The sequence below is a fragment of the Paenibacillus sp. FSL R5-192 genome (genome assembly GCF_000517845.1).
Taxonomy (GTDB): domain Bacteria; phylum Bacillota; class Bacilli; order Paenibacillales; family Paenibacillaceae; genus Paenibacillus; species Paenibacillus amylolyticus.
Genome location: NZ_ASPR01000049.1, coordinates 275434 through 298061 on the forward strand (window position 1 = coordinate 275434; position 22628 = coordinate 298061).

Genomic DNA, 22628 nt, shown 5'->3' on the forward strand with positions numbered 1-22628 from the left:
TTCATTTTAAATGTTATTTTCTCTCTACTTCAGAATGTACAGCTCGATATCCTGAAAACCAAATGAGCTTACAGACTGTTTGCTACCCGGGATAAAGATATCAATCCGGTGACCCTTGATTGCACCGCCCACATCCCGCGCTGTGGCTACAAAAGCCTGTTTTGGCAATCCTGGATGGCTGTGACCAGTTACCAGTACTTTGGTTCCAAGTGGAATTACACTTGGATCAACTGCAATCGTACCCAGTTCAAGGTCATTTCCGAAATAATCGACTGCACCCCAGCCTCCATTTTCAGACGGATCTGCAGAGTATGCCGTTGCTTTTACGTTCACAGCTTTGCTGTAATCGAATGTTTTACCCCAGGCTTGAACAACTTTATTATCTGCGTTGACGTCCAAGCTTGCTGTAGTAACAGTCTTCGCTTGGGTCTTGCTCTCCGTTGCCGCAGCGTCTGCTACATTGTTTGCCTTACCGGGAATCGTAATTTTCAAACCACCATAAATGTTGTAAGCCGAAATGTCGTTGTTTGCTTTAATTAACGTGTTGAGTGCTACTCCATATTGTTTTGATAAGGTGTAGAAGGTATCCCCTTCTTTGGCCACATGAACTGAATCGGCGTGAGCCGGAACGGCTTGAATGAGCATTGCTGTTGTCATTAATGCTACTGCTGTTTTGGCTATACGTTTCTTGTTAATCATGGTCTTCCTCCCTCATTGTGCCTGCGAAGTTAGTTGTCGGATTCGGATGAGGAGCCCACCCTATAGGTTCTTCGTTACATTTGAAACGTTATGTACCCAATTCACCCCAAGCAGTGTGCTGTAGATCTTCCCCCTGCACAATCTGCATCGTTACATCCCCCGCACTCCCTGTCCGGAAGTTTCGGCAGAGTTCAATATATCACAATTTTGTAACCTGAACTTGTAGTAATTCTTACCAAATGGTTTTTAGCATGTAAGCATTTGTAAGAATACTGGTTAATTCAGAAAGTTTGGTTGACCCGATTCCTTTACATTTGGTAACAGAATAGTTACTTTTCCGAATCCATACGTCATTATTATCCATAAAAAATAGCGTTACCGACTCGAAGTCAGTAACGCTATTTGATCACATCGTTTAGAGTACTTTCGCAAGAAAATCACGTGTACGTGAATTTTTGGGTGCTCCAAACACCTCATCAGGTGTTCCCTCTTCCACAATAACCCCGCCATCCATGAACAAGATGCGGTCTCCCACTTCACGTGCGAAACCCATCTCATGGGTTACGATGACCATCGTCATTCCGCCTTCTGCAAGACGTTTCATGACATCCAGCACTTCGCCGACCATCTCAGGATCCAGTGCCGACGTAGGCTCGTCAAACAGCATCACATGCGGCTGCATGGCCAATGCTCTAGCAATGGCGATCCGCTGCTTCTGTCCACCAGACAGCTGATTCGGGAATGTATCTTTTTTATCGTACAAGCCCACGGTGTTAAGCAGATCAGCAGCAATTTTTTCCGCTTCCTGAGTGGATTGTTTCTTCACTTTAATTGGAGCAATCGTAATGTTTTGCTCTACCGTTTTGTGTGGGAACAGGTTGAAGTGCTGGAACACCATGCCCATTTTCTCACGAGTTGCGTTAATGTTATGCTTGGGGTCCGTGATTGACACGCCTTCAAAATCAATCTCTCCTGAGGTAGGCTGTTCCAGCAGATTCAGACAACGCAAGAACGTACTTTTACCTGAACCAGAAGGACCGATGACCACGACAACCTCACCTTTGCCAATCGTCACGTTTATGCCCTTAAGCACATCGTTATTTCCATAAGATTTGTGTAATTGTCTAACGTCTATCACTTGCACTCAACTTCCTTTCCAGTCGTCCCAGCAGCTTGGACAAAATGAACGTCATTACAAAGTAGATGGCTGCTGCAATCAAAAATGGACTCAAGCCTTGGTACGTAATGTTCTTGACTACACTTGCCTGATACATAATGTCCACCATACCGATAACGGAGATAATGGAGGATTCTTTGATGATAGTTATGAATTCATTACCGATCGCTGGTAATACAGCTTTGAAGGCTTGTGGCAATATGATATAACGCATCGCGGCGCCTCTTCCCATACCTAATGAACGCGCTGCCTCCAACTGACCACGATCCACACCTTGGATACCTGCACGGAAAATCTCCGCCAGATAGGCACCACTATTGATTGAAAGTGTAATGATACCTGCCTGAAGTGCAGTGAAGTTAATGCCAAAGCTCAGGGAAAAACCATAGTAAATAATCATCAACTGTACCAACATCGGTGTGCCACGGATCACTTCAACGTAAGCCGTACCGATCCAGCGCAAGATTGCAGCGTCATGCAAACGGAACAAACAGATGATCAATCCAATAATTACCCCGAAGATAACCCCAAGTGCAGACAACAGAAGTGTGTATCCTACACCTGTAGCATAGAAACTTTTGTACTCCCAGAATACTTGGAAAATATTTTGTGATTTGTTCGCTTTATCCGCCATCAAGAGGCTGGCGTCCGTCACCATCTGATTGATTTTATCTTCGCTTTTCAGTCGCTCCAGTGTTCCATTTACTGCAGCTAGCAGCTCGGTATTACCTTTACGAATCCCGATTGCCGCTTCTGCTTGCTCTTCGTCCGGAACAGCAGCAGCAAGTCCAATGATATCGTCCAGATAACCTACAGCAACGGTATCTTCAACGATTGCCGCGTCAATGCGTTTTGTTTGCAGTTGAAGCACGATATCCGAGATTTTATCCAGCGCAGTAAGCTTCGCTCCTGGAATACTCTGTCCGATCGTTTCCTGAATGGAGCCTTTCTGAACGCCAATCTTCGCATTTTCAAGTTCTGCCATGGTTGGATATTTGTCTTTATCCACATTGCGAACCATAATCACTTGTTTTGACTTATAATAGGTGTCGGAAAAATCGATACTTTTCTTCCGCTCATCCGTCGGCGTCATACCTGAAATCACCAGATCAACACGCCCGCTCTGCAATGAAGGCAGAAGACCGTCGAAGCCCATATCCTCAATCACAAGCTCAGCGCCAAGATCTTTGGCAATCTCTTTGGCGATCTCAATATCGAAGCCGACGATTTCATCTTTGCCATTAATCACTTTATGGAATTCATATGGTGCAAAATCGGCACTTGTACCGAGCACCAGCTTTTTACTGCTTGAATTATCTGTAGTTCCACTAGCAAGTGCCACAGGAACGGCAGTCGTCAGCAGAATAACAAAGGTCAACAGCATCATGGTGTAACGACTTATTAATTTCAACCTTTTTCTCTCCCCTTACAATACTTTGTATGCTTCTCATGTTGATGACTGAGTCATTATAAAGTACAATGCATGATTATGCAATGCATTTTGACAATACAAATCTTGACTTGTTTCTGAAAAAAATAAAGCAAACATGATATAATCAATGAATTATTTTCATTTTTGCATAAGGAGTTTACTAATGACAGCTAACAAATCACAAATTCTAACGGTTATTGATCAATATGCTTCCCGTTTTAAAACCATTTCATCATATATCGGTGCCAACCCCGAACTGGGAAATGAAGAGTATCTCGCTTCTGCCCGTTTGAAAGAAGAACTGCTCTTCCACGGTTTCACTGTAGAGGCTCCAATCCTTGGTCTGGAGACAGCCTTTATCGGAACCTATTCAGCCGCCAAACCAGGCCCTACCATTGCTTTATTGTGCGAATATGACGCCTTGCCGGAGATCGGTCACGCTTGTGGTCACCATCTGATCTGTATGATGAGTCTTGGGGCCGCTGTTGGGCTAAAATCTATTCTGGATGAAGTAGGTGGAACCATTAAAGTGTTTGGTACCCCCGCTGAAGAGACACGTGGTGCCAAAGTTCCGATGGCTGAAGCAGGTTTGTTCGATGACTGTGATGTCGCTCTCATGGCGCATCCATATTATGCCTACGAAAAGTCAGGCAGCTCACTGGCTATTGATGCAGTGCAATTTGAATTCCATGGCCGATCTTCACATGCCGCTGCAAGTCCGCACGAAGGTATTAATGCACTTGATGCTGTCATTCAAACGTTCAACGGAATCAATGCATTTCGGCAACAAGTTAAAAGCAGCGTTCGGATTCATGGTGTGATCAACAACGGAGGTCAGGCAGCAAACATCATTCCTGACTATGCTTCTGCGCAATTTTATGTACGGGCAGCAACTCGCAAAGAACTGAATATCCTCACAGAACGTGTGATTCAGATCGCTGAAGGTTCTGCTCTCCAGACAGGATGCAAGCTGGTGACATCCAACTATGAAACGTCCTATGACGAGATGGTTACCAATGAAGCATTCTCAGCTGCGTTTAGTCAAAATCTGATGGAACTTGGGATCCCGCAAGAAGAGATTGTGAGTGGTAATGATCACGGCTCTATGGACATCGGTAATGTTTCCCTGAAATGTCCTGCAATTCATCCCTACATTCGTGTTGTAGACGAGGTGCATACACTGCACTCCATAGCCTTCCGTGACCTTGCACTTCAGGAGCGTGCGCTGGATGGCATGATTCTGGGAGCCAAGGCACTTGCAACAACAGCCTATGACGTACTGAGCCAGCCAGAGCTGCTTCAAACCATCCGCACGGAGTTCGAGCAAGCTATTCGCTAAAATTCACTTTCAACATGTTATATAGGGGTGCCCTGAACAATCTTGAATTCCAAGCTGTTCAGGGCACCCTTTTTTCTAAATTAGCTGTAAGTATATTCAGCACAAAGCTGGAAATGCTGTGAAAGAAACCTTTGAAAACGATGAAAATAATACATTTTATTACAGTAAATGTGATTCGTTTGCTGGCTAACTTGGTTAATTATAACTATAACTTATCCTATATTCAGGAGGTGCTGTCATGCTGCTCGAAGCCATGTATCATGTTCCTCGTGACAAGTGGGCTTATGCCTATAATTCGTCTACCATACATCTGCGCGTACGAACCAAACGTAATGATGTGCAATACGTGACTGCACTGACCGGAGATAAGTACGATTGGAATGGAACATACAAGGAAATTCAATTGGAGAAGGCTGCTTCGGATAACATGTTTGATTATTGGGAGGCGGCCGTCAAGCCACAATTCAAACGTCTCACTTATATATTTCGGATAACTGCCGGTTCAGAAGATGTTTTTCTTGCGGATAACGGAATTCATTATGAGACCCCCTATCCAACTGGAGGATATTATGAATTCTCGTATATACATGAAATTGATGTGTTTAAGGTGCCCGAGTGGGCCAAAGAAGCCGTCTTTTATCAGATCATGACGGAACGGTTTGCTAATGGAGATCCTAAGCTGAATCCAAAAGAAACGCATGACTGGGGTGGCAAACCTGAGTTAGACAATTATTTTGGTGGAGATCTGCAAGGTGTGCTGGATCATCTGTATGACTTAACTGAACTTGGCGTGAACGCCATTTACTTTACCCCGTTATTCCAGGCCAATTCCTACCACAAATACGACACGATTGATTATAAAAAAGTCGACCCTCATTTCGGTGATAATGCCCTGCTTAAACAGTTGACAGAAGAATGTCATCGCCTGGGTATACGTGTCATGCTTGACGCGGTGTTTAACCATTGCAGCGAAGACTTCCCTCCTTTTCAAGACGTTCTCCAGAATGGAAAAAACTCCAAGTATGCCGATTGGTTCCACATCAATGAATATCCGGTTCAGATCAAGGATGGTATACCAACCTACGATACATTTGGGTTCTATGGCAACATGCCCAAGTTCAATACAGCCAACCCTGAGGTTAAGTCATATCTACTTGATGTAGCTGAGTACTGGATCAAGGAAATTAAGCTGGATGGGTGGCGACTGGATGTAGCGAATGAAGTGGACAACCATTTCTGGCGTGATTTGCGCAAGATTGTTAAGGCAGCGAACCCTGAAGCCTATATTGTTGGTGAAGTATGGAGCGACTCCTTGACCTGGCTTATGGGAGATCAATTTGATTCCGTCATGAATTATCCATTTGCCGACAAAGTGCTTCAGTTCTTCTGTGGTTCAATGGATGGTTATAACTTTGCCAACGAGATGGGTTCACTGATTATGCGCTATCCGCAACAAACCAACGAAGTGATCTTTAATATGCTGTGCAGCCACGATACCCCACGACTGCTCACCCGGTTAGGAGAAGACAAACGACGATTAAAATTGTCGGTAGTATTTCTTTTCACCTATATCGGTACACCTTGTATCTTCTACGGCGACGAAGTTGGGATTAGTGGTGATGCTGACCCGGATTGTCGAAAATGTATGGAATGGGACCCGGACAAGCAAGACAGAGAATTGTATGATTTCTATCGTCTGATGATCGATCTACGCAAAAGCAATGAAGCCCTGCGCAAAGGACGCTTCCGATTCCTCAAGGCGGATCACAATGATCCCTGTATCGTGTACGAGCGTGTGGATGACAACCTTCACTTTACCGTATGGATGAACAATACACCTCAAGATCGAACGCTTTCTCATCCCATGGAAACAAAAGACTGGAAAGATGCATTAACTGAAGAGCCTGTGTTTCCAGCCGATGGAATGATGAACATTAAGCTTGACCCCTATGGGTATCGCATTTTGTACAGACAGCTTGATCCGGCAACTATCCAACACAACTGAGGTTTAAATTCTAAACAGTCATATAAAAGAAAAGAAAAACACTTCCACCGTCTCAGATGATACTTCATTCTGAACTTTGGAAGTGTTTTTTTGGATGAGAAAAAGCCACAGCATCATGTGCTGTGACTCATTCAAGACTACATCAATTTACAGGGTCAAGTGTGATCCGACGATAAATATCCATATATTCTTCAGCTGAGACATTCCAGCTGTATTCTCCGCCCATTGCATTTTTCACAATTTTCTTCCAGTGTTCTGGCTGTTTGTAGATCTCCTCAGCACGCCGAATGGTACTCATCATGTCATGAGCGTTAAAGCTTGTGAATGAGAAACCATTCCCTTCTCCAGTAAACTCATTGTATGCCTGCACAGTGTCGTTCAGACCGCCTGTTTCCCTTACGAGAGGCACACTACCATATCGCAGAGCCAGCAGCTGACTAATACCACATGGTTCGAACCTTGATGGCATCAGGAAGATATCACTGCCTGCATAGAAACGGCGGGATAACCCATCGTTAAACGTGATCTGGGCAGACATTTTGAGCGGATAACGATTAGCGGCTTCACGGAACCAGTGTTCATACATAGGCTCTCCTGTTCCCAGTACCGCGAATTGAATGTCATCATAGTACAGCAATTCATCCAGGATACGGCACACAAGATCAAGCCCCTTAGAGTCCACGAGCCTTGTCACCATCACCATGAGTGGTACATCAGGACGAACAGGAAGTCCAAGTTCCTTTTGCAGCTCAATTTTGTTCTCCGTTTTCTTGGACAGACTTGTTCTGTATTTCACTGGAATTTTGGTGTCCGTTGCCGGGTTGTAACTCTTGGTATCAATCCCGTTTACAATCCCGCTGAAACGATCTCCAAGTGAACTGAGCAGTCCGTCCAGGCCATATCCATAATAAGACGTTTGCACTTCCTGTGCGTAAGTTGGACTAACGGTTGTTACATGGTCAGCGTAGACAATTCCAGCCTTCAGGAAGTTGACATTACCGTAATACTCGGCTCCATCCACGGTGAAATATCGATCGTCCAGCTCAAGGATATCACTGAATAACTGATGCGGGAATACCCCTTGATACAACAAGTTATGTATGGTGAATACCGTACGAATATCACTGTAGAATGGATCGTGTCTGTAGTGTGCTTCAAGCACCAAAGGAATCATTCCTGCATGCCAGTCATGACTGTGCAGCACGTCAGGCTTGAACTCAATCTGTGGCAACACTTCGAGAACTGCACGGTTGAAGAAGGCGAAACGCTCGCCATCATCCATATAACCGTACACTCCATCACGCCCAAAATAATACTCATTATCCACAAAATAGACTGGAATCCCATCATGAACCAGCATTTCTATTCCACAATAGGGCCTGCGCCAGCCAAGAGGCACATCCGTTGTAATTACGGGCTGTAACGCGTCTTTATACTCATCGGGAATCCCCTTGTACTTAGGCATAATCACCCGCACATCTGCCCCGCTCTTCTTCAAAGCAAACGGGAGAGCACCGATTACGTCAGCAAGGCCTCCTGTTTTGATAAATGGATGTACTTCAGCAGCAGCAAATAGAATATTCATGCCTTTGTCCTCCTCTTCGGTTTGAGCGTGTTGCTTTCATTTTTATTCTTCGTTTTTGAACTGACGGAAGTTATACTCGCAGGTGATTCATCCGTTTTCCGACGTGTGTTCTTTTTTAGAATCACGATGCTAAGCGGAGGTAATACCAATTCGAGACTATGCGGATGCCCATGAAAAGGAATCTTTTCGGTAGGCAGTTGCATATCATTAGTAATGCCTGAACCGCCGTAAACGGAATGGTCACTGTTCAGAACTTCGGTATACATACCGGGACGCATGACACCAATCCGGTAACGCTCCCGCTTGACCGGCTGAAAGTTAATGAGCACAAGGAGTGTATCCGCAGGTTTTTTTCCTTTGCGTACGTATGAAATGACACTCTGGTCCTGATCATCCGGAGTGATCCATTCATAACCGTCTAGGGAATGATCAAGCTCCCACAAAGCTTTTTCACTCAAGTACAGGTTAGACAGCTCACGCTCAAACTTATGCAAATTGCGGTGACTGTCATAATCCAGTAAGAACCAATCCAGTTGATCCTCATCTTTCCATTCAATGAACTGGCCAAAGTCTCCACCCATAAACAACAGCTTTTTCCCTGGGAAAGTCATAAAATAGCCCAGAAAAGCACGCATGCCGGCAAATTTCTGCTCATAAGTTCCTGGCATCTTGTCGAGGAGCGACTTTTTGCCATGAACAACCTCGTCATGTGACAGAGGTAGCACATAATTTTCAGCAAAGGAGTATACGACCGGGAAAGTCAGCAAATGATGTTTGGAAGGACGCTCATGAAAATCAGATTCCATGTAATCAAGCGTATCGTTCATCCAGCCCATGTTCCATTTGTAGTTGAAACCCAGACCACCTTCATCTACAGGTAAAGTCACCATTGGCCATGCACTGGATTCTTCAGCCATCATCAATGCATAAGGGAAATACTTGAACACCGTCTCATTCAGTTGCTGCAAAAAGGCTACAGCTTCCTTGTTCTCAAGACCACCTTCATCATTGGTACGATATTGTCCTGGCTGCTTCTCAAAATCAAGCCGTAGCATACTCGTAACCGCATCAACACGGAGTCCGTCAAAATGATACATCTCCATCCAATATAATGCATTGGAGATCAGAAATGAACGAATCTCAGGTTTCGAGTAGTCAAAGCTAAGTGTGCCCCAGCCCGGCTTCTCTGCTAACATCGGATCTGCATACTCATACAAAGGCGTACCATCAAACATACGCAACCCATGAGCGTCTTTGGCAAAATGTGCAGGTACCCAATCCAGCAATACGCCAATCCCTGCCTGATGTAGTGTATCCACTAGATACATCAGATCTTTTGGATGCCCATAACGACTGGTTGGCGCATAAAACCCTGTGTTTTGGTAGCCCCACGAAAGGTCATATGGATGCTCACTAAGGGGCATCATTTCAACATGTGTATATTTCATTTCTAATAAGTAAGGAACAAGCAAATCAGCCATCTCGCGATAACTATAGAGGCTTCCGTCTTCTTTGCGCTTCCAGGTTCCCATGTGCATTTCGTAAATATGTAGAGGTTTGTTATACATGGCACGTTGTTTGCGTCTCCAGGGTCCATCATTCCATTTGTACCCTTCGATTGAACTGGTGACAGAGGCTGTCTGAGGTCGAACCTCTGCTTGAAACGCATATGGGTCCGCTTTGAGCAATTCTGTTCCATCTTCCGTTAATATACGGAACTTGTATAAAGTTCCTTCGCTAATTTCCGGGAAAAAACGACTCCAAAATCCTGATTCGGGTATCTTATATAAAGGTTCCTTTTCGCCTTTCCATTCATTGCGGTCCATAGCCAGTCCTACTTCTACGGCGTTTGGTGCCCACACGGTAAAGCGATACCCCTGAAGGCCATCGCAAGTCTCAGGTTGCGCGCCCAACATTCGATAACTGTGATGAAGGTTACCTTCATGAAATAAATAAATATGCTCCGGCAATATGTCCGGGTGTGCTAACGGTTGAATGGCCAAGAGATCACCTTCTTCTCAAGAAAATAGATATAACAGTAACCATTACCCCAGTCTAGCCAAGTTGAAAAGAAAAATGCGGTGAATTAGAAAATGTTGTACATTTTCAGAATTTTTACAGTAACAATCGTTTCATCTGCTCTACTTTGCGTTAATGATGTACTACAATGCACAATATTTTGGGAGGGAAACGATTATGTTTAATAAAGATTGCATCGCTATGCTGTTGGCGGGAGGAGAAGGGAAGCGATTAGCCCCTTTAACCTCGAGTATCGCAAAACCCGCTGTACCGTTTGGCGGGCACTACCGGATCATCGATTTTCCTCTCAGTAACTGCGTAAACTCAGGGATCGATACTGTAGGAGTATTGACGCAGTACCAAGCGGAATCTTTACACGATCACATCGGTGGAGGAGAACCATGGGGACATGGCAACTCAAGTGAGGCAGGAATATCCTTGCTTCCATCTTATCATACAGGAAATGACGAATACTTGGGAACGGCGGATGCTATTTATAAAAATATCGACTATATTGATCAACAAAACCCCGAAAATGTTCTAATTTTGTCGGGTGACCATATTTATCATATGAATTATCGCGATATGTTGGAGGCTCATCAAGCCAATAATGCCGCTGCAACGATTTCAGTTATGGAAGTGCCATGGGATGAAGCACATCGCTTTGGGATTATGGCTGCCGATGCTGATTTGCGTGTAACCGAGTTTGCCGAGAAACCGGCTGAACCAAAAAGTAATCTGGCTTCAATGGGCATTTACATGTTCAAATGGGATTATCTGAAACGCCATCTGTTGGAAGATGCCGCTAATCCTGAATCCAGCCATGACTTCGGTAAAGATGTGATTCCTCAAATGTTGAACGAAAATAATCCCCTCTTTGTCTATAACTTTAATGGTTATTGGAAAGACGTAGGTACGGTTAAGAGCCTTTGGGATGCACATATGGATCTGTTACACAACGAGGAAGACTGGAGTCTGCAAAAAGAAAACTGGCCGATGTTTACTCGCGACTGGCGCTCCAAACCAAGTGCTTACAAAGCAAGACATACAAAGATCGAACATGTTACTTCCATGATTCACGACTCTTGTGCAATCGAAGGTCGTTCAGAACGTTCCGTCATCTTCTGCGGTGCAGAAGTGGGTAAAGGCTCTGAGGTTAAAGACAGTGTTGTTATGCCTAACGCACGCATAGGCCGTGGGGTTCACATCGAACGTGCCATCATCGGTGAAGGTGCAATAATCAAGGACGGTGCAATCGTTAAAGGTACAGCAGATGAAATTGTGGTCGTTGGACCTAACGAGATCGTCTCTGCCAAACCGGCTGTCCGTACGCAACCTGTTCGTATGTTGAAAGAAGTATATGAAAAAAGTGGGCGCCTACGCGCTGGTGAACTTTCTTCATAAGAATATGCAAAAAAGGTGAGCCTTGGATGGCTCACCTTTTTTTTGTGTTGATATGGAAGTTATAAAGCGTACATGCTCGATCATCAGGTAGAAAAATCGCTTATCTTTTAAGACCTTAAGACTTTTCTAGATCTGATTTTGTATCGCTTGCATCACTAGCTGTTCGCTCATCTGTGACTTCAGCATCACCAGACGCGGTTACAGATTCTTCTGGACCCATCTCCTCAGCCACAGCCGGTAACGTAACCGTAACGGTTGTCCCAGATCCGAGTTCACTTTGCATCGTGATCGTTCCCTCATGCAGTTCTACCAGTTCTTGCGTAATCGCAAGACCCAGTCCCGTTCCCCCATTTTGATGATTCACTTGGAAGAAACGGTCCCGTACTTTAATTAAATGTTCTTCACTAATTCCGATACCGGTGTCCTGAACAGCTGCAATGATCTGACCATTCTCCTCTTTGACCGACAAGAAGATCCAGGAATTCTCATGTGAAAATTTGATCGCATTATCCACAACATTCAGGAAGACTTGTTTCAGTCTGTTACCGTCTCCATGGACATTATAAGCACGAGTCTCGTCCGTTTCCAACTTGAGATGGACCTGTTTTTGTTCCGCTTTGGCCCAGACATTCAACATCGTTTCCTGTACAATTTCACGAATGTTGACGGTTCCTTTGACCAGCTTCATCTGATTCTGCTGCAATTTGGAGAAATCCAGCATCTCTTCAACAAGTCCAATCAGTCGTTCGGTTTCCTTGGAGATAATACCCATACCGATACGGGTTTCTTCCGGATCATAACCGCCTGAATCCAGTGTCTCGCTCCAGCCTTTGATACTGGTCAGAGGTGTTCTTAATTCATGTGAGATCGAAGAGATAAAATCATCTTTGATCTGATTACTGCGCACGATTTCATGTGCCATGAAGTTAAGTGTTGATGCCAATTCGCCCAGTTCGTGCTTATAATTCCCCTTAACCCTGACATCCAGCCGTCCTCTAGCCATTTGGGCAGATACTGCGGTGATGTTGTTAATTGGACGTACAATGGAATTTGCCATACCAATACTGATGATCAACACTATAGCAAGCACTCCAACACCAACGGCAGCTGCGAGTAGTCCCATATTCAACAGCTTTGAATTCACATCTTCAAGTGATGTCAGATATCGAATAACATAAGTATTTTCGCCGCCCAGATCAAACTTGTGTGAAACGGCCATGACAGATTCTCCAGTACCCGGTTGTCTTCCAATCCAGCGTCCCATATCCCCATTCAGAGCCTGCATAATATCACTGGTTTGCAGCACAGCACGGTCAGATTCAAAAGCAGTAGAACTCGCCAATACGCGCCCGTTCAGATCCAAAATTTCCAATTCAGTATTGGACAATGCCAAGTTCACAAGGAGTCTAGACAGATTATTGCCATCCTCCGTAGTATTCTCACGAGCGATCGGCTCGAAAAAGTCCTTTGAATTAGAAATGTGGGTACTAATCGTATTGTAGATACTCTCATAATAATACCTTTGAACTGCCAACATAAATACGAATTCGACCAACAGCAGAGCGAGAAAAACTACAAAGAAATAATGTAGTACGATCTGCCGAGTAATGCCTTTTTTAATCATTGCTCCCGGCCCTTCCATTTGTACCCGTGACCCCATACAGTCTGCAGGTATTCGGGCTCGGAAGGATTGTTCTCAATTTTTTGACGCAAACGACGAATGTTGACATCCACAATTTTGGGATCACCCATGTACTCTTTTCCCCATACGTGATCTAACAATACATCGCGGCTGAGCGGTGTATTTTCTTTTTCCAGGAAAAACTGAATCAAGGAAAACTCCGTTGGAGTCAACTCAATGGCTTCATTCTGTTTTTTGAATTGCTTCGAGATCAGGTCCAGTGAAAATGGCCCGGACTGGAACGTAACCTTTGCCGCAGTTTCCCGATGCACATTCACGCGGCGTAACAATGACTGAATACGTGCAATCAACTCTGTTGGGCTGAAAGGCTTGCTGACGTGATCATCTGCACCAACGGAGAGTGCGTACACTTTATCCTGTTCCTGAACTTTGGCGGTCAGAAAGATGATGCCCAGACGTTCATTGGTTTCACGGATCCGTCGACACACCTCAAATCCATCAATACCTGGTACCATGACATCCAGCAGAGCCAGATCAATATCCGGTACTGTCTGCAGTATGCGAAGCGCTTCATGACCGTCACCCGCTTCAAGCACTTCGAATCCGTTTCTCTTTAAATTAATCACTATAAAACTGCGGATGGATTCTTCATCCTCAAGAATAAGTACTTTACTCATTAAGTTCTCCCTTTCTATTCAGCTGAGAAGTATTGCTCAGTGCATCTTTACCCGCCTCTGATTGTGCTACCCGTGAAGCAATAACCCGATCTTTGGTACGCGTAATTTCCTTCCAGCTTTTACCCTTCTCCTGTTCCCACTTGGAAAGGGTGAAATATTTGATCTCTGCTACGGTTTCGTCCGTATCAATCATTTTAAATCGAATATATTTTTCCTTCTCCGATTTGGTATCAATAGTGATCTTACCGTACCACTCTGGCTTGAGATTTAGATGGAATAAATCAGCATCATCTCGGAATTGGAATGAGACAAATTTTTTGCTATCTTTGCCATCCCACTGATAATAGGTGTAAAACCACAACCGAGAGTCAAATACGTAATGCTCCCAACCTTTTGGAGTCTCTTTGAGCCCAAACTCAATAATACCATCATTATCAACATCACCGCTTAAAATTTTGTCATCTCTATACGTTTGATCCGGTGATTTGAAAGCATTGACTAACTTGTTATCTTTAACATACATAATTTGCGAGAAGGAACTCCGATCATCCAGCTCGGCATCCAGTACAATGCCCATCTGTCCTTTGGCAATCTCTCCGCCCAGAGCATTATAAACTTCTTTAACGGTATAATCGGTCTGCACCCGATCAACTTCCTTGAAGCTGCCATCTTCGTACTGGTATAACGCAATCGTTGCAAAACCGCTGTTGTTCAGCGAAATGATAACAAAATCACTTTTACCATCTCCGCTCAAATCCAGCGTGTTCCCCTGCGCATCATCAATGATATATTGATTATACGGAACTCCACCCAAGACCTGCTCCAGTGCCCCGCCCTTGTAGGAATATGCAGTCAGGGCTTTCTGCTCCTGCAGGCTTACACCAAGAATAATATCCGGATTTCCGTCATTCGTAATATCCAATACTTTAAAGGATTGCAACTCATTTCCCGGCACATCAAATGTAAGTTTTTTAACCCATGTGCCTCCCTGCTCTTCCAAAATCATGCCATGGATTCGCACATTCTCATTTGGTGTCTCATAAAAAACAATCGCTTCCCGAGTTCCATCCCCGTTCAGGTCTTCCACCCGAATCATACTGGTATTATTCATATCCTTGGGACGGATCAATGTGCTCTCTGGCGGCAGTTTAACCTGAACCACGTTGTACAGTTTCTCCTTATCGGTGGACATCATTGGTTTTCTCATCAAACCCTTGGGGTCACTTATGACTGTGCATCCGCTTAGAACAGAACCAAGCATAATCGCCATAGTTCCTGCTGCTACAAAGCGTCCCCACCGTGAATTAAACAATCTCATCACTCTTTTCAATAGTTTAAATCTGGTTTTTTTCTTGCTGTGTCAGTCTTCGTCCACGAATATCAAAAGCAATCTTGCCTTCTGCCAATCCCCAGATCCGTGTGGCATGTTTCTCAGCAAGCTCAATAGGCAGTACTGCAATGACTGTTGCACGTTCTTCTTCACATAATTTGCGCAGCGTTTCCAGCACCGAATCTGCTGTGTGAGGGTCAAGACCAATGACTGGTTCATCCGCCAAAACGACTTTGGCACCGTGAGCAAGTGCTCTTGCAATAGCAACACGCTGCTTCTCGCCACCACTGAGCTTCTCTGCTATTTGATGTGCTTTATCAAGTAATCCCAATCCTTCGAGATAATCCATAGCACCCATATAATCATCGGAACGTACCATACCGGTTACCATTCTCCATACGGGAGTCTGACCCGATCGTCCGATTAACACATTTTTAAGGGCCGTACGTCTAGGAAATAATTCTGGATTTTGTTCCAAGTATGCCCATTCCCGTTTGATTTTCCGTTTTCCAGACCAGCCTTCTTTCAAAATCTCGGCGCCATCCACCGTAAACCGGCCGGAATCCCATTTTTCCATCATGGCCAAACATTTAAGCAACATGCTTTTACCGCTACCGCTTGAGCCAACTACAGCTATCATTTCACCCTGTTGCATATCAAATCGAATATCCCGTAGAACGGGAACGCGGTCCACGCCAACGGATTTACTCAAGTTCTCTACTCTGATCATCGCGATGTCTCCTCTTGTCCATGTTTTTCCCTACCACTAGTGTACTCGGAAATGGACATCAATTTCCATGCGAACACCAGCTTCTATTTTAACACAGATTCGAACTCAGGTTTACGACGAAATAATATACCTGCCAAGCCGAAAAGAAGGTACATGATTCCCAGCAACGTGAACATACTTCCAGGTGAAATCCAGTTGATCATCTGACCACCTAGATTCGGTCCAATAATGCTTCCTATCGTGAAATGAAAGGATGCCACAACGTTGGCTGCAGGCAGCAACACCTTAGGCAAAATGTCTGCGGCATAGGCCAGGCCCAGTGAGAAAAAGGAGCCGACCAGACCACCTGCGATTGTTAACAATACAAGCGTCCACCAAAAATGTGTACCTGCGACTGGAACCAGCATGAAGATGATTCCTCCACTGATGCCCGCAAACATCAATATCTTCTTACGCCCATATCGGTCACTCATCATCCCGAGTGGCAATTGAAGGAACAAACCTCCAATCCCGATAAAAGGAAGCAACGACGAAATCTGATTGGTATCGAATCCAATACGCAGCCCATACACGGGGAAGTTACTATTCATACCTGCTTCCATATATCCGTATAAGAGTGCTGGTAAAAGTGCATACCAAGCCCATGCCAGACTACGACGGAATCGACGTTCCGGCAGTTGGCCATGCTCTGCTTTTTCTGGCTTCGTATCCGGAAGCTTCATTAATACCAGTATAAGCACTGCTGCTATACAGATGAACAAGACCCAGAAAGGGACAGCATCACCGAAGCCAAGCAGCTTAATTCCCAGCGGTCCAATACTGAATCCCAGCCCGTAGGACATGCCATATAGTGATATGTAGCGCCCACGCTTTTCAGGTGCAGTAACGAGCAACACCCAGAGCTGAGCCGCATAATGAAGTGCACTGTCTCCTATTCCAACCACCAGACGCAAAATGAACCATATTTTAATATCTGGTAAGTACGGAAACAATATTAAAGGGACCATGACTAATATCAGGCCACCTACAATCAACTTTTTGAAACCGAATGCACCCAGTAGTCTCTCCGCAACGAGAGTCATGGCAAAAGAACCAATGTACAACGCGGCGGCGTTTAATCCGTTTAAACCTGGTGAAACCCCTTTTTGCTCCAAAAAAATCGAAAGCACAGGTAGCAAAAGCCCCTGACTTATTCCCGCCACCACAATAACCGTAATCAAAATGAGATAGTTGGCTGTCGAGTGTGATAGTTTGGGACGAGTAATCGATGACACGAATTCATTCCTCCTGCGAGCACACAAAGAAAAATCGCCATCGCTGACGACTTTTGTATGGTATACATATGGTTTTAAACTGCTATTCAAAGATCAGGGCTTTGCCCCGGACTTGAACATTATAGTGGACAACGCCCTGCAAAACAAGCCATAATAGAGGTTGTTCAAAAAGTTCACTTTTGATTACGAATCATGCCTAGTGGCATCATCAGCTTCGAAGATGAATTTCAGCCGAAATGTCCGTTGCTCACGTAGTTTTCCTACGCTCCGCTACTCCATTTCTATCTTCATTCCATCTTCTTGGTACTGAAAACCAGACTTTTTGAACACGCACTAATCGTACTTAAGTCGCTGCGTACATTTAGATGTGACGGGAGGATTCTGCAACAATATGGCTTATCATGTGAAAATTGATGTTTCACCGATATATGAAATGCTCAACAGCTTTCTGGTTTATGTCACGAAAAAATGGATTCAGCATCTGGATATTGGTCCTGAATGGATTCTGGAAGTGGAAGGCAAACTAAGTTCCAATGTACGAGCTGCGCTCGCACCTGCTGCCACTTGGCCTTTTGATGATTTTGATGTTTTGTTTGCATGGGCAGCCTATCAAAATGATACATCGGAGAATCGTGATTTCCTGGACATGCTTGCCGCAATGACAGCGGAAGACCTGTTTGCACGTGTGTCTCCTCTTCTACCCGCTCTTACAATAGAAGAATCTACGCGCATTCGGAACAGTTATGTCCCATTATTGCGACTATGGGATGAACACTACTGTCAGAATATGAGCGAAGATCAGCGTGTGTGGCTGGAAGAAGATGCAGAAGAAAAACGCATTTTGCTTGATAAAATGGGACCTGAACTGCTTATTGAATATGCTACAGCCGGTGTTCTTGTTGAACCGATGCCTGGATTGAACGAAGTCATCCTTTTCCCAACGGTGCACAATCGTCCTATTAATATGTACTGCTTCTATGAGGGGATGATGATCATGCAGTATCCCGTAGATGCACCTGAAGAGAACGAAGACCAGCCACCAACATGCCTTTTACGTTTTACCCATGCGCTGGCTGATCCCGAAAGACTTCGCCTGCTTCGTTACGTATCGGATGAACCCAAATCCCTCGCTGAGATGTGTGAAGAATTGGGTAAAGACGAAGACACGGTCAAAGACCAGGTTATGGCGCTACGCATCGCAGGTCTGCTACGGACCCATCTGCTCGGAAGTAACCGTAAAGAGAAATACAGTATTCGGCCGGATGGCGTATCTGAATTGAATATGTTCCTGGAATCCTATATTCGCATTTAATTTAGTTGAACCATTGTGGATTTACTGGCTACAAGGAGTGAGTTAGATCATGAAAATAATGAAACAACATATTTTGTTTGACCTTGATGATACACTCGTATATTGCAACAAATACTTCAACCTGATTTTGGGAGAATTCTTTGAGAATATGCAAGAGTGGTTTGATGGACATTCTCTGACAACACAAGAGATTCGGGAAAAACAGCTGGAGATCGATGTAACCGGAGTGAACAAGCTTGGTTTTGCGAGTCATCATTTCCCGCAATCCCTGATTGATACCTATCGTTATTTCTCCGGCAAGTTCACCAGATTAACCTCTCCCAGAGAAGAATCTTATCTGAGCAAGTTGGGTATGAGTGTGTACGATCAGGAGGTTGAACCCTACCCTCATATGGTTGAAACGCTTGAGAACCTCAAGGGTGCTGGACACTCCCTCTACTTATATACCGGCGGCGAAACCGTGATTCAGCAGCGCAAGATTGATCAGATGAAACTCTCGGCTTATTTTGATGATCGGATCTATATCCGACAACACAAAAACGTCGAGGCACTGGAAGGCATTCTGTCTAATGGTCCGTTTGATCGTCGTGCAACATGGATGATTGGCAACTCACTACGCACAGATATTATGCCTGCGGTAAAAGCCGGAATTCACAGCATTTATATCAAACAACCGAATGAATGGCAATACAATATCGTAGAACTTCAGCCTAATCCGGAAACGTCGATGTATACCATCACTGCACTGGAAGAGGTACCAAAAGTCATACACGAAAATATACAACAGCAGCAACAGAAAAGGACCCTTGGATAAGGGTCCTTTTGCTGTATGTTAACTGTTAACTAAGATCAAGCATCCTGCTTCTCACCAGATAATTTGCCTGTTACTACGTCCTGCAAAATAATACGCGCTTTCACCGTACTCCCGTCTTTTCGTTTGAACGATAGTACTTGTGTACTGCCCTTCTCAATCAGCGATTTTAACATCTTACTGGTGATTTTCTTGCCTGCATACTCTTTCCAGACCACAAATGAACAGCCTTCCTTGAAACGTGAGCATCCATAACCCTTCTTGCCCTCTATAATCTGACCCGAGCAGCCGGGAGAAGGGCAAGGTGCCAGTAACTCTCTCACTCCAGATGGGCTCGCACTTGAGGACGGCGCCTTGGTGGTCGTGCTTTTCCCAGTGCCAGCTCTGGACGAAGATACCGTAGCCTGACGGGACATTTTTACAGTTGAACCGCCACTAGCCGTCTTGGCAGATGTCCTTGTATTGCCTGCCTGGGTTCTGGCTCCCTTGCCTTTCCCCCTGCCTGCCCGTGAATCTTCTCCAAAAGCATCTGCTGGAGCAGGAGCTTGTACACGCACTTTCTCAATGATGGACAAGGTGAATTTCTTGACGTTCTCCATGAACTTGTCCTGACCCGCCTCACCTTTGGAAATCTGATATAACCTTCTTTCCCATTGCCCGGTCATCTCAGGTGAAGTTAACAGATCTACACCCGCGCGACGAATCAACTCAATAGCCGTTCTGCCTTTGAGCGTTAACTGCATTTTCTTCCCTTGTAGCGTAATGTAACCTACGTTTTTGAGACGCTCAATTGTAGCCGCACGTGTAGCCGGGGTACCCAGGCCACTATCTTTCATCGCGTCTCGCAGCTCTTCATTCTCGATCTGCTTGCCTGCACTCTCCATCGCTTTCAGCAATGTTCCCTCGGTATAACTTTTGGGAGGTTGAGTCGCCTTCTCCTTGAACTCACTCTTCGTGCATTGAACAGGCAATTCAGGTTGCACACTAAAAGCCTTGTCCGTCCACTCTTCAGCTTCCTCTTCCTCATTGCCGTTTTTCTTGGTCTTCTTCTTGCCTGCACCGCCCTGTTCCTGATCTCCAGAACCGAGAACCACTTTCCATCCGAGGGACAACAGCTCTTTGACAGATGTCTTAAACTGATGTTTCTCCACTTCGGTGAGCACGGTATGTTGCTTATACTCTGCCGGAGGATAAAAGTGAGACAAGAAACGTCGGACAATCAAATCATAGATGTTCTGCTCATCCTTGGATAAGGTACCTGGTCGCTTCAAAGTAGGTAGGATCGCATGGTGATCCTCAACCCTGCTCGGATTACATACCCCTTTATTATTCTTATGAACAAGCTCCGGCTTGGCCCCCTGCGCAAGCTCACTATAGGTACCATTTTTAAGCAGGTTTAGTGTTTTGTGCATACCTTCAATATTCTGTTCTGTAACATAGTTGGAGTTTGTCCGCGGATACGAAATCACCTTGTGTTTTTCATACAAGGCCTGCGCGATATCCAGTGTTTTTTTGGCACCATATCCAAACTTGGCATTGGCTTCACGCTGTAAAAGGGTCAGGTCATACAAACGATACGGATACTCCTTCGTCTGCTTCGCTTCGTATTTGGTAATCTGCCCTGTCTTGCCCTTCACACTGGCTGCAATGGCCTCTGCTGCCTCCGCATCGGTCAACTTATCTCCCTGACGCAGTCCCCGGTACTCAACACCTTCCTGCCGAAACCAGGCGGCTACTTCATAAAAGGTCTGTGACTGGAACGCTTCAATCTCGATTTCACGATCGTAGATTAGCGCGAGTACCGGCGTCTGCACACGGCCTACAGACAACAATGCATTATGGCGGGTTGTAAACGCCCGTGAGGCATTCATCCCGATCAGCCAATCGGCTTCACTTCTGGCGCGAGCAGCATGGGTCAGATTTTCAAATTCAGAGGCATCCTTCAGACCATCAAAACCACGTCTAATGCTCTCTGCCGTCAAATCCGATATCCATAAACGCTTTACAGGCTGACGCAGCTTCAATTGCTGTTGTATGAGGGCGAAGATGTACTGACCTTCTCTCCCTGCATCGCAAGCATTAACGATCGCTGAAGCCCGTTTTGCCAGTTCTCCAATCATTTTAAGCTGATCTTTAGTCCTCGGATTGGGTACAATCTTGAACTGATCGGGTATGATCGGCAGGTCCGCTATATTCCAGCGTTTGTACTTTGTATCATAGGCATCCGGTTCAGCCAGTCCAAGCAAATGCCCTATCGCCCAAGTGATGATGTAATGTTCACCCTCCAGATACGTGCGATTGTTCTTGGCCTTTGGTTCTATGACGGCGGCAATGGTTCGACCCATGTCGGGTTTTTCCGCTATAACCAGTGTCTTCATCCGTCCATCTCTCCTCCTTCACCGTCCGCATGACGGCAAAAAGGGGCATTCCGCCGACGGAAGCCCCTTGCTTCTGAAACTCATTATATCAGATTTTGGATTCGGGAGCACCTTCCCGAAATGAATTATCCTGCTGCCTGTTCCTTTAATACATGCTTTTGTCTGCACTCTTTGCATACTCCTTGGAAATCCAGACGATGATCCGTAACAGCAAAGCCATACTGACGCTCGATTTGTTGTTCCAAACGAAGCAGACCATCTTCCATAATCTCTTCCACTTTACCACATTCTGTACAGATCAAATGATGGTGGTGATGGGAACCGTCTGTACTTCGCAGATCAAAGCGCGCAGCGCCGTCACCAAAGTTAATCTTTTCAACGACCTGAAGGTCACTCAGCAGTTCGAGAGTGCGGTATACGGTAGCCAATCCAATCTCAGGGAACTGCTCCTTAACCAGCAGAAATACTTCCTCTGCGCTAAAATGATCCTTTTCATGTTCAAGCAATACACGTACAGTAACTTCCCGTTGTTGTGTTAACTTATATCCTTTTTCAACCAATTGATTTTTAATGTGAAAGATCTGTTCTGAAATGGACTTGTCCCGGTTACTTGCCATAGCAGGTCGCACCTCCGATTTATATTCATTGAAATTTACTTTTATCGTACGGATTCATGGTTTCAGTTAATCCTTATTTATAATCATTATAATATAATAATAAATCTTTATCACTTAAAAAGCAATGATATTGCTCACACTTACATGAAATATGTAGTCAAATTGGTTAAAATAACAGCAAACAACCCTCGCTGATC

17 protein-coding genes and 1 riboswitch are annotated in these 22628 nt (G+C 44.9%); of the genes, 5 read left to right on the forward strand and 12 right to left on the reverse strand.

Translation table 11 applies throughout. From position 1 onward, the window contains the following. Nucleotides 1-24: 24 nt before the first annotated feature. The 3 genes from C161_RS26460 to C161_RS26470 all read right to left on the reverse strand — a co-directional run bounded on the left by C161_RS26460 (nucleotide 25) and on the right by C161_RS26470 (nucleotide 3287). Nucleotides 25-699, reverse strand: a complete 675-nt coding sequence (locus C161_RS26460; protein ID WP_036673815.1) for a 3D domain-containing protein — start codon at nucleotides 697-699, stop codon at nucleotides 25-27. A gap of 2 nt (nucleotides 700-701) precedes the next feature. Then, nucleotides 702-896, reverse strand: a riboswitch (cyclic di-AMP (ydaO/yuaA leader). 218 nt (nucleotides 897-1114) lie between these two features. Beyond that, complete coding sequence (locus C161_RS26465) at nucleotides 1115-1837, reverse strand: amino acid ABC transporter ATP-binding protein (protein WP_036613682.1); 723 nt, start codon at nucleotides 1835-1837, stop codon at nucleotides 1115-1117. Next, a complete protein-coding gene (locus C161_RS26470; RefSeq protein WP_083677436.1) occupies nucleotides 1824-3287 on the reverse strand; it encodes an ABC transporter substrate-binding protein/permease in 1464 nt (487 codons plus the stop codon). The genes C161_RS26465 and C161_RS26470 overlap by 14 nt, the downstream gene beginning before the upstream one ends. 184 nt (nucleotides 3288-3471) lie before the next feature. On the opposite strand from C161_RS26470, the gene C161_RS26475 reads away from it, so the two are divergent. Then, nucleotides 3472-4647 carry a M20 family metallopeptidase gene (locus C161_RS26475; RefSeq protein WP_036673816.1) on the forward strand — a complete coding sequence of 392 codons (1176 nt, stop codon included), beginning with the start codon at nucleotides 3472-3474 and terminating at the stop codon, nucleotides 4645-4647. A 238-nt stretch (nucleotides 4648-4885) separates the two neighbouring features. After that, nucleotides 4886-6652 carry an alpha-glycosidase gene (locus C161_RS26480; RefSeq protein WP_036673818.1) on the forward strand — a complete coding sequence of 589 codons (1767 nt, stop codon included), beginning with the start codon at nucleotides 4886-4888 and terminating at the stop codon, nucleotides 6650-6652. 142 nt (nucleotides 6653-6794) lie between these two features. Here the strand turns inward: C161_RS26480 and glgA are convergent, their stop codons facing one another. Beyond that, nucleotides 6795-8237, reverse strand: a complete 1443-nt coding sequence (gene glgA / locus C161_RS26485) for a glycogen synthase GlgA (protein WP_036673819.1) — start codon at nucleotides 8235-8237, stop codon at nucleotides 6795-6797. After that, the gene (gene glgB / locus C161_RS26490; protein WP_051449962.1) at nucleotides 8234-10240 is read right to left on the reverse strand and encodes a 1,4-alpha-glucan branching protein GlgB; all 2007 of its coding nucleotides are present in this window, start codon (nucleotides 10238-10240) and stop codon (nucleotides 8234-8236) included. The genes glgA and glgB overlap by 4 nt, the downstream gene beginning before the upstream one ends. 193 nt (nucleotides 10241-10433) lie before the next feature. Between glgB and C161_RS26495 the strand changes: the two genes are divergently transcribed. Further along, nucleotides 10434-11660: a glucose-1-phosphate adenylyltransferase gene (locus C161_RS26495; RefSeq protein WP_036613675.1), complete on the forward strand. Its 1227-nt coding sequence runs from the start codon at nucleotides 10434-10436 to the stop codon at nucleotides 11658-11660. Nucleotides 11661-11775: 115 nt separating this feature from the next. Here the strand turns inward: C161_RS26495 and C161_RS26500 are convergent, their stop codons facing one another. From C161_RS26500 to C161_RS26520, 5 genes are all read right to left on the reverse strand, one after another. Further along, nucleotides 11776-13284: a sensor histidine kinase gene (locus C161_RS26500; RefSeq protein WP_036673821.1), complete on the reverse strand. Its 1509-nt coding sequence runs from the start codon at nucleotides 13282-13284 to the stop codon at nucleotides 11776-11778. Then, nucleotides 13281-13979 (reverse strand): response regulator transcription factor, encoded by a 699-nt coding sequence (locus C161_RS26505; protein WP_017688086.1) that lies wholly within the window; start codon nucleotides 13977-13979, stop codon nucleotides 13281-13283. Before C161_RS26505 ends, C161_RS26500 begins: the two co-directional genes overlap by 4 nt. Beyond that, nucleotides 13972-15186: a hypothetical protein gene (locus C161_RS26510; RefSeq protein WP_143780983.1), complete on the reverse strand. Its 1215-nt coding sequence runs from the start codon at nucleotides 15184-15186 to the stop codon at nucleotides 13972-13974. The genes C161_RS26505 and C161_RS26510 overlap by 8 nt, the downstream gene beginning before the upstream one ends. A gap of 127 nt (nucleotides 15187-15313) precedes the next feature. Next, nucleotides 15314-16039 carry a phosphonate ABC transporter ATP-binding protein gene (locus C161_RS26515; protein WP_036613671.1) on the reverse strand — a complete coding sequence of 242 codons (726 nt, stop codon included), beginning with the start codon at nucleotides 16037-16039 and terminating at the stop codon, nucleotides 15314-15316. An 83-nt stretch (nucleotides 16040-16122) separates the two neighbouring features. After that, entirely contained in the window at nucleotides 16123-17313 is a 1191-nt protein-coding gene (locus tag C161_RS26520) for an MFS transporter (protein ID WP_051449964.1), read from the reverse strand. Nucleotides 17314-17704: 391 nt separating this feature from the next. Between C161_RS26520 and C161_RS26525 the strand changes: the two genes are divergently transcribed. Together C161_RS26525 and C161_RS26530 are read left to right on the forward strand one after the other, a co-directional pair. Then, entirely contained in the window at nucleotides 17705-18625 is a 921-nt protein-coding gene (locus C161_RS26525; protein ID WP_036673823.1) for an ArsR/SmtB family transcription factor, read from the forward strand. 49 nt (nucleotides 18626-18674) lie between these two features. Further along, on the forward strand, nucleotides 18675-19439 hold the full coding sequence (locus C161_RS26530) for an HAD family hydrolase (RefSeq protein WP_036673824.1): 765 nt from the start codon (nucleotides 18675-18677) through the stop codon (nucleotides 19437-19439). Nucleotides 19440-19474: 35 nt separating this feature from the next. Here the strand turns inward: C161_RS26530 and C161_RS26535 are convergent, their stop codons facing one another. Together C161_RS26535 and fur are read right to left on the reverse strand one after the other, a co-directional pair. Further along, complete coding sequence (locus C161_RS26535; RefSeq protein ID WP_036673825.1) at nucleotides 19475-21814, reverse strand: type IA DNA topoisomerase; 2340 nt, start codon at nucleotides 21812-21814, stop codon at nucleotides 19475-19477. A gap of 125 nt (nucleotides 21815-21939) precedes the next feature. Continuing rightward, nucleotides 21940-22431, reverse strand: coding sequence for a ferric iron uptake transcriptional regulator (fur, locus tag C161_RS26540; protein ID WP_036613667.1), 492 nt, complete (start codon nucleotides 22429-22431; stop codon nucleotides 21940-21942). Nucleotides 22432-22628: the final 197 nt, after the last annotated feature.

Coding starts and splice junctions, on each gene's coding strand:
- C161_RS26460 (WP_036673815.1), bottom strand. CDS start 699: ATGATTAACAAGAAACGTATAGCCAAAACAGCAGTAGCATTAATGACA.
- C161_RS26475 (WP_036673816.1), top strand. CDS start 3,472: ATGACAGCTAACAAATCACAAATTCTAACGGTTATTGATCAATATGCT.
- C161_RS26480 (WP_036673818.1), top strand. CDS start 4,886: ATGCTGCTCGAAGCCATGTATCATGTTCCTCGTGACAAGTGGGCTTAT.
- glgA (WP_036673819.1), bottom strand. CDS start 8,237: ATGAATATTCTATTTGCTGCTGCTGAAGTACATCCATTTATCAAAACA.
- C161_RS26495 (WP_036613675.1), top strand. CDS start 10,434: ATGTTTAATAAAGATTGCATCGCTATGCTGTTGGCGGGAGGAGAAGGG.
- C161_RS26500 (WP_036673821.1), bottom strand. CDS start 13,284: ATGATTAAAAAAGGCATTACTCGGCAGATCGTACTACATTATTTCTTT.
- C161_RS26505 (WP_017688086.1), bottom strand. CDS start 13,979: ATGAGTAAAGTACTTATTCTTGAGGATGAAGAATCCATCCGCAGTTTT.
- C161_RS26510 (WP_143780983.1), bottom strand. CDS start 15,186: ATGAGAAAACCAATGATGTCCACCGATAAGGAGAAACTGTACAACGTG.
- C161_RS26515 (WP_036613671.1), bottom strand. CDS start 16,039: ATGATCAGAGTAGAGAACTTGAGTAAATCCGTTGGCGTGGACCGCGTT.
- C161_RS26525 (WP_036673823.1), top strand. CDS start 17,705: ATGGCTTATCATGTGAAAATTGATGTTTCACCGATATATGAAATGCTC.
- C161_RS26530 (WP_036673824.1), top strand. CDS start 18,675: ATGAAAATAATGAAACAACATATTTTGTTTGACCTTGATGATACACTC.
- C161_RS26535 (WP_036673825.1), bottom strand. CDS start 21,814: ATGAAGACACTGGTTATAGCGGAAAAACCCGACATGGGTCGAACCATT.
- fur (WP_036613667.1), bottom strand. CDS start 22,431: ATGGCAAGTAACCGGGACAAGTCCATTTCAGAACAGATCTTTCACATT.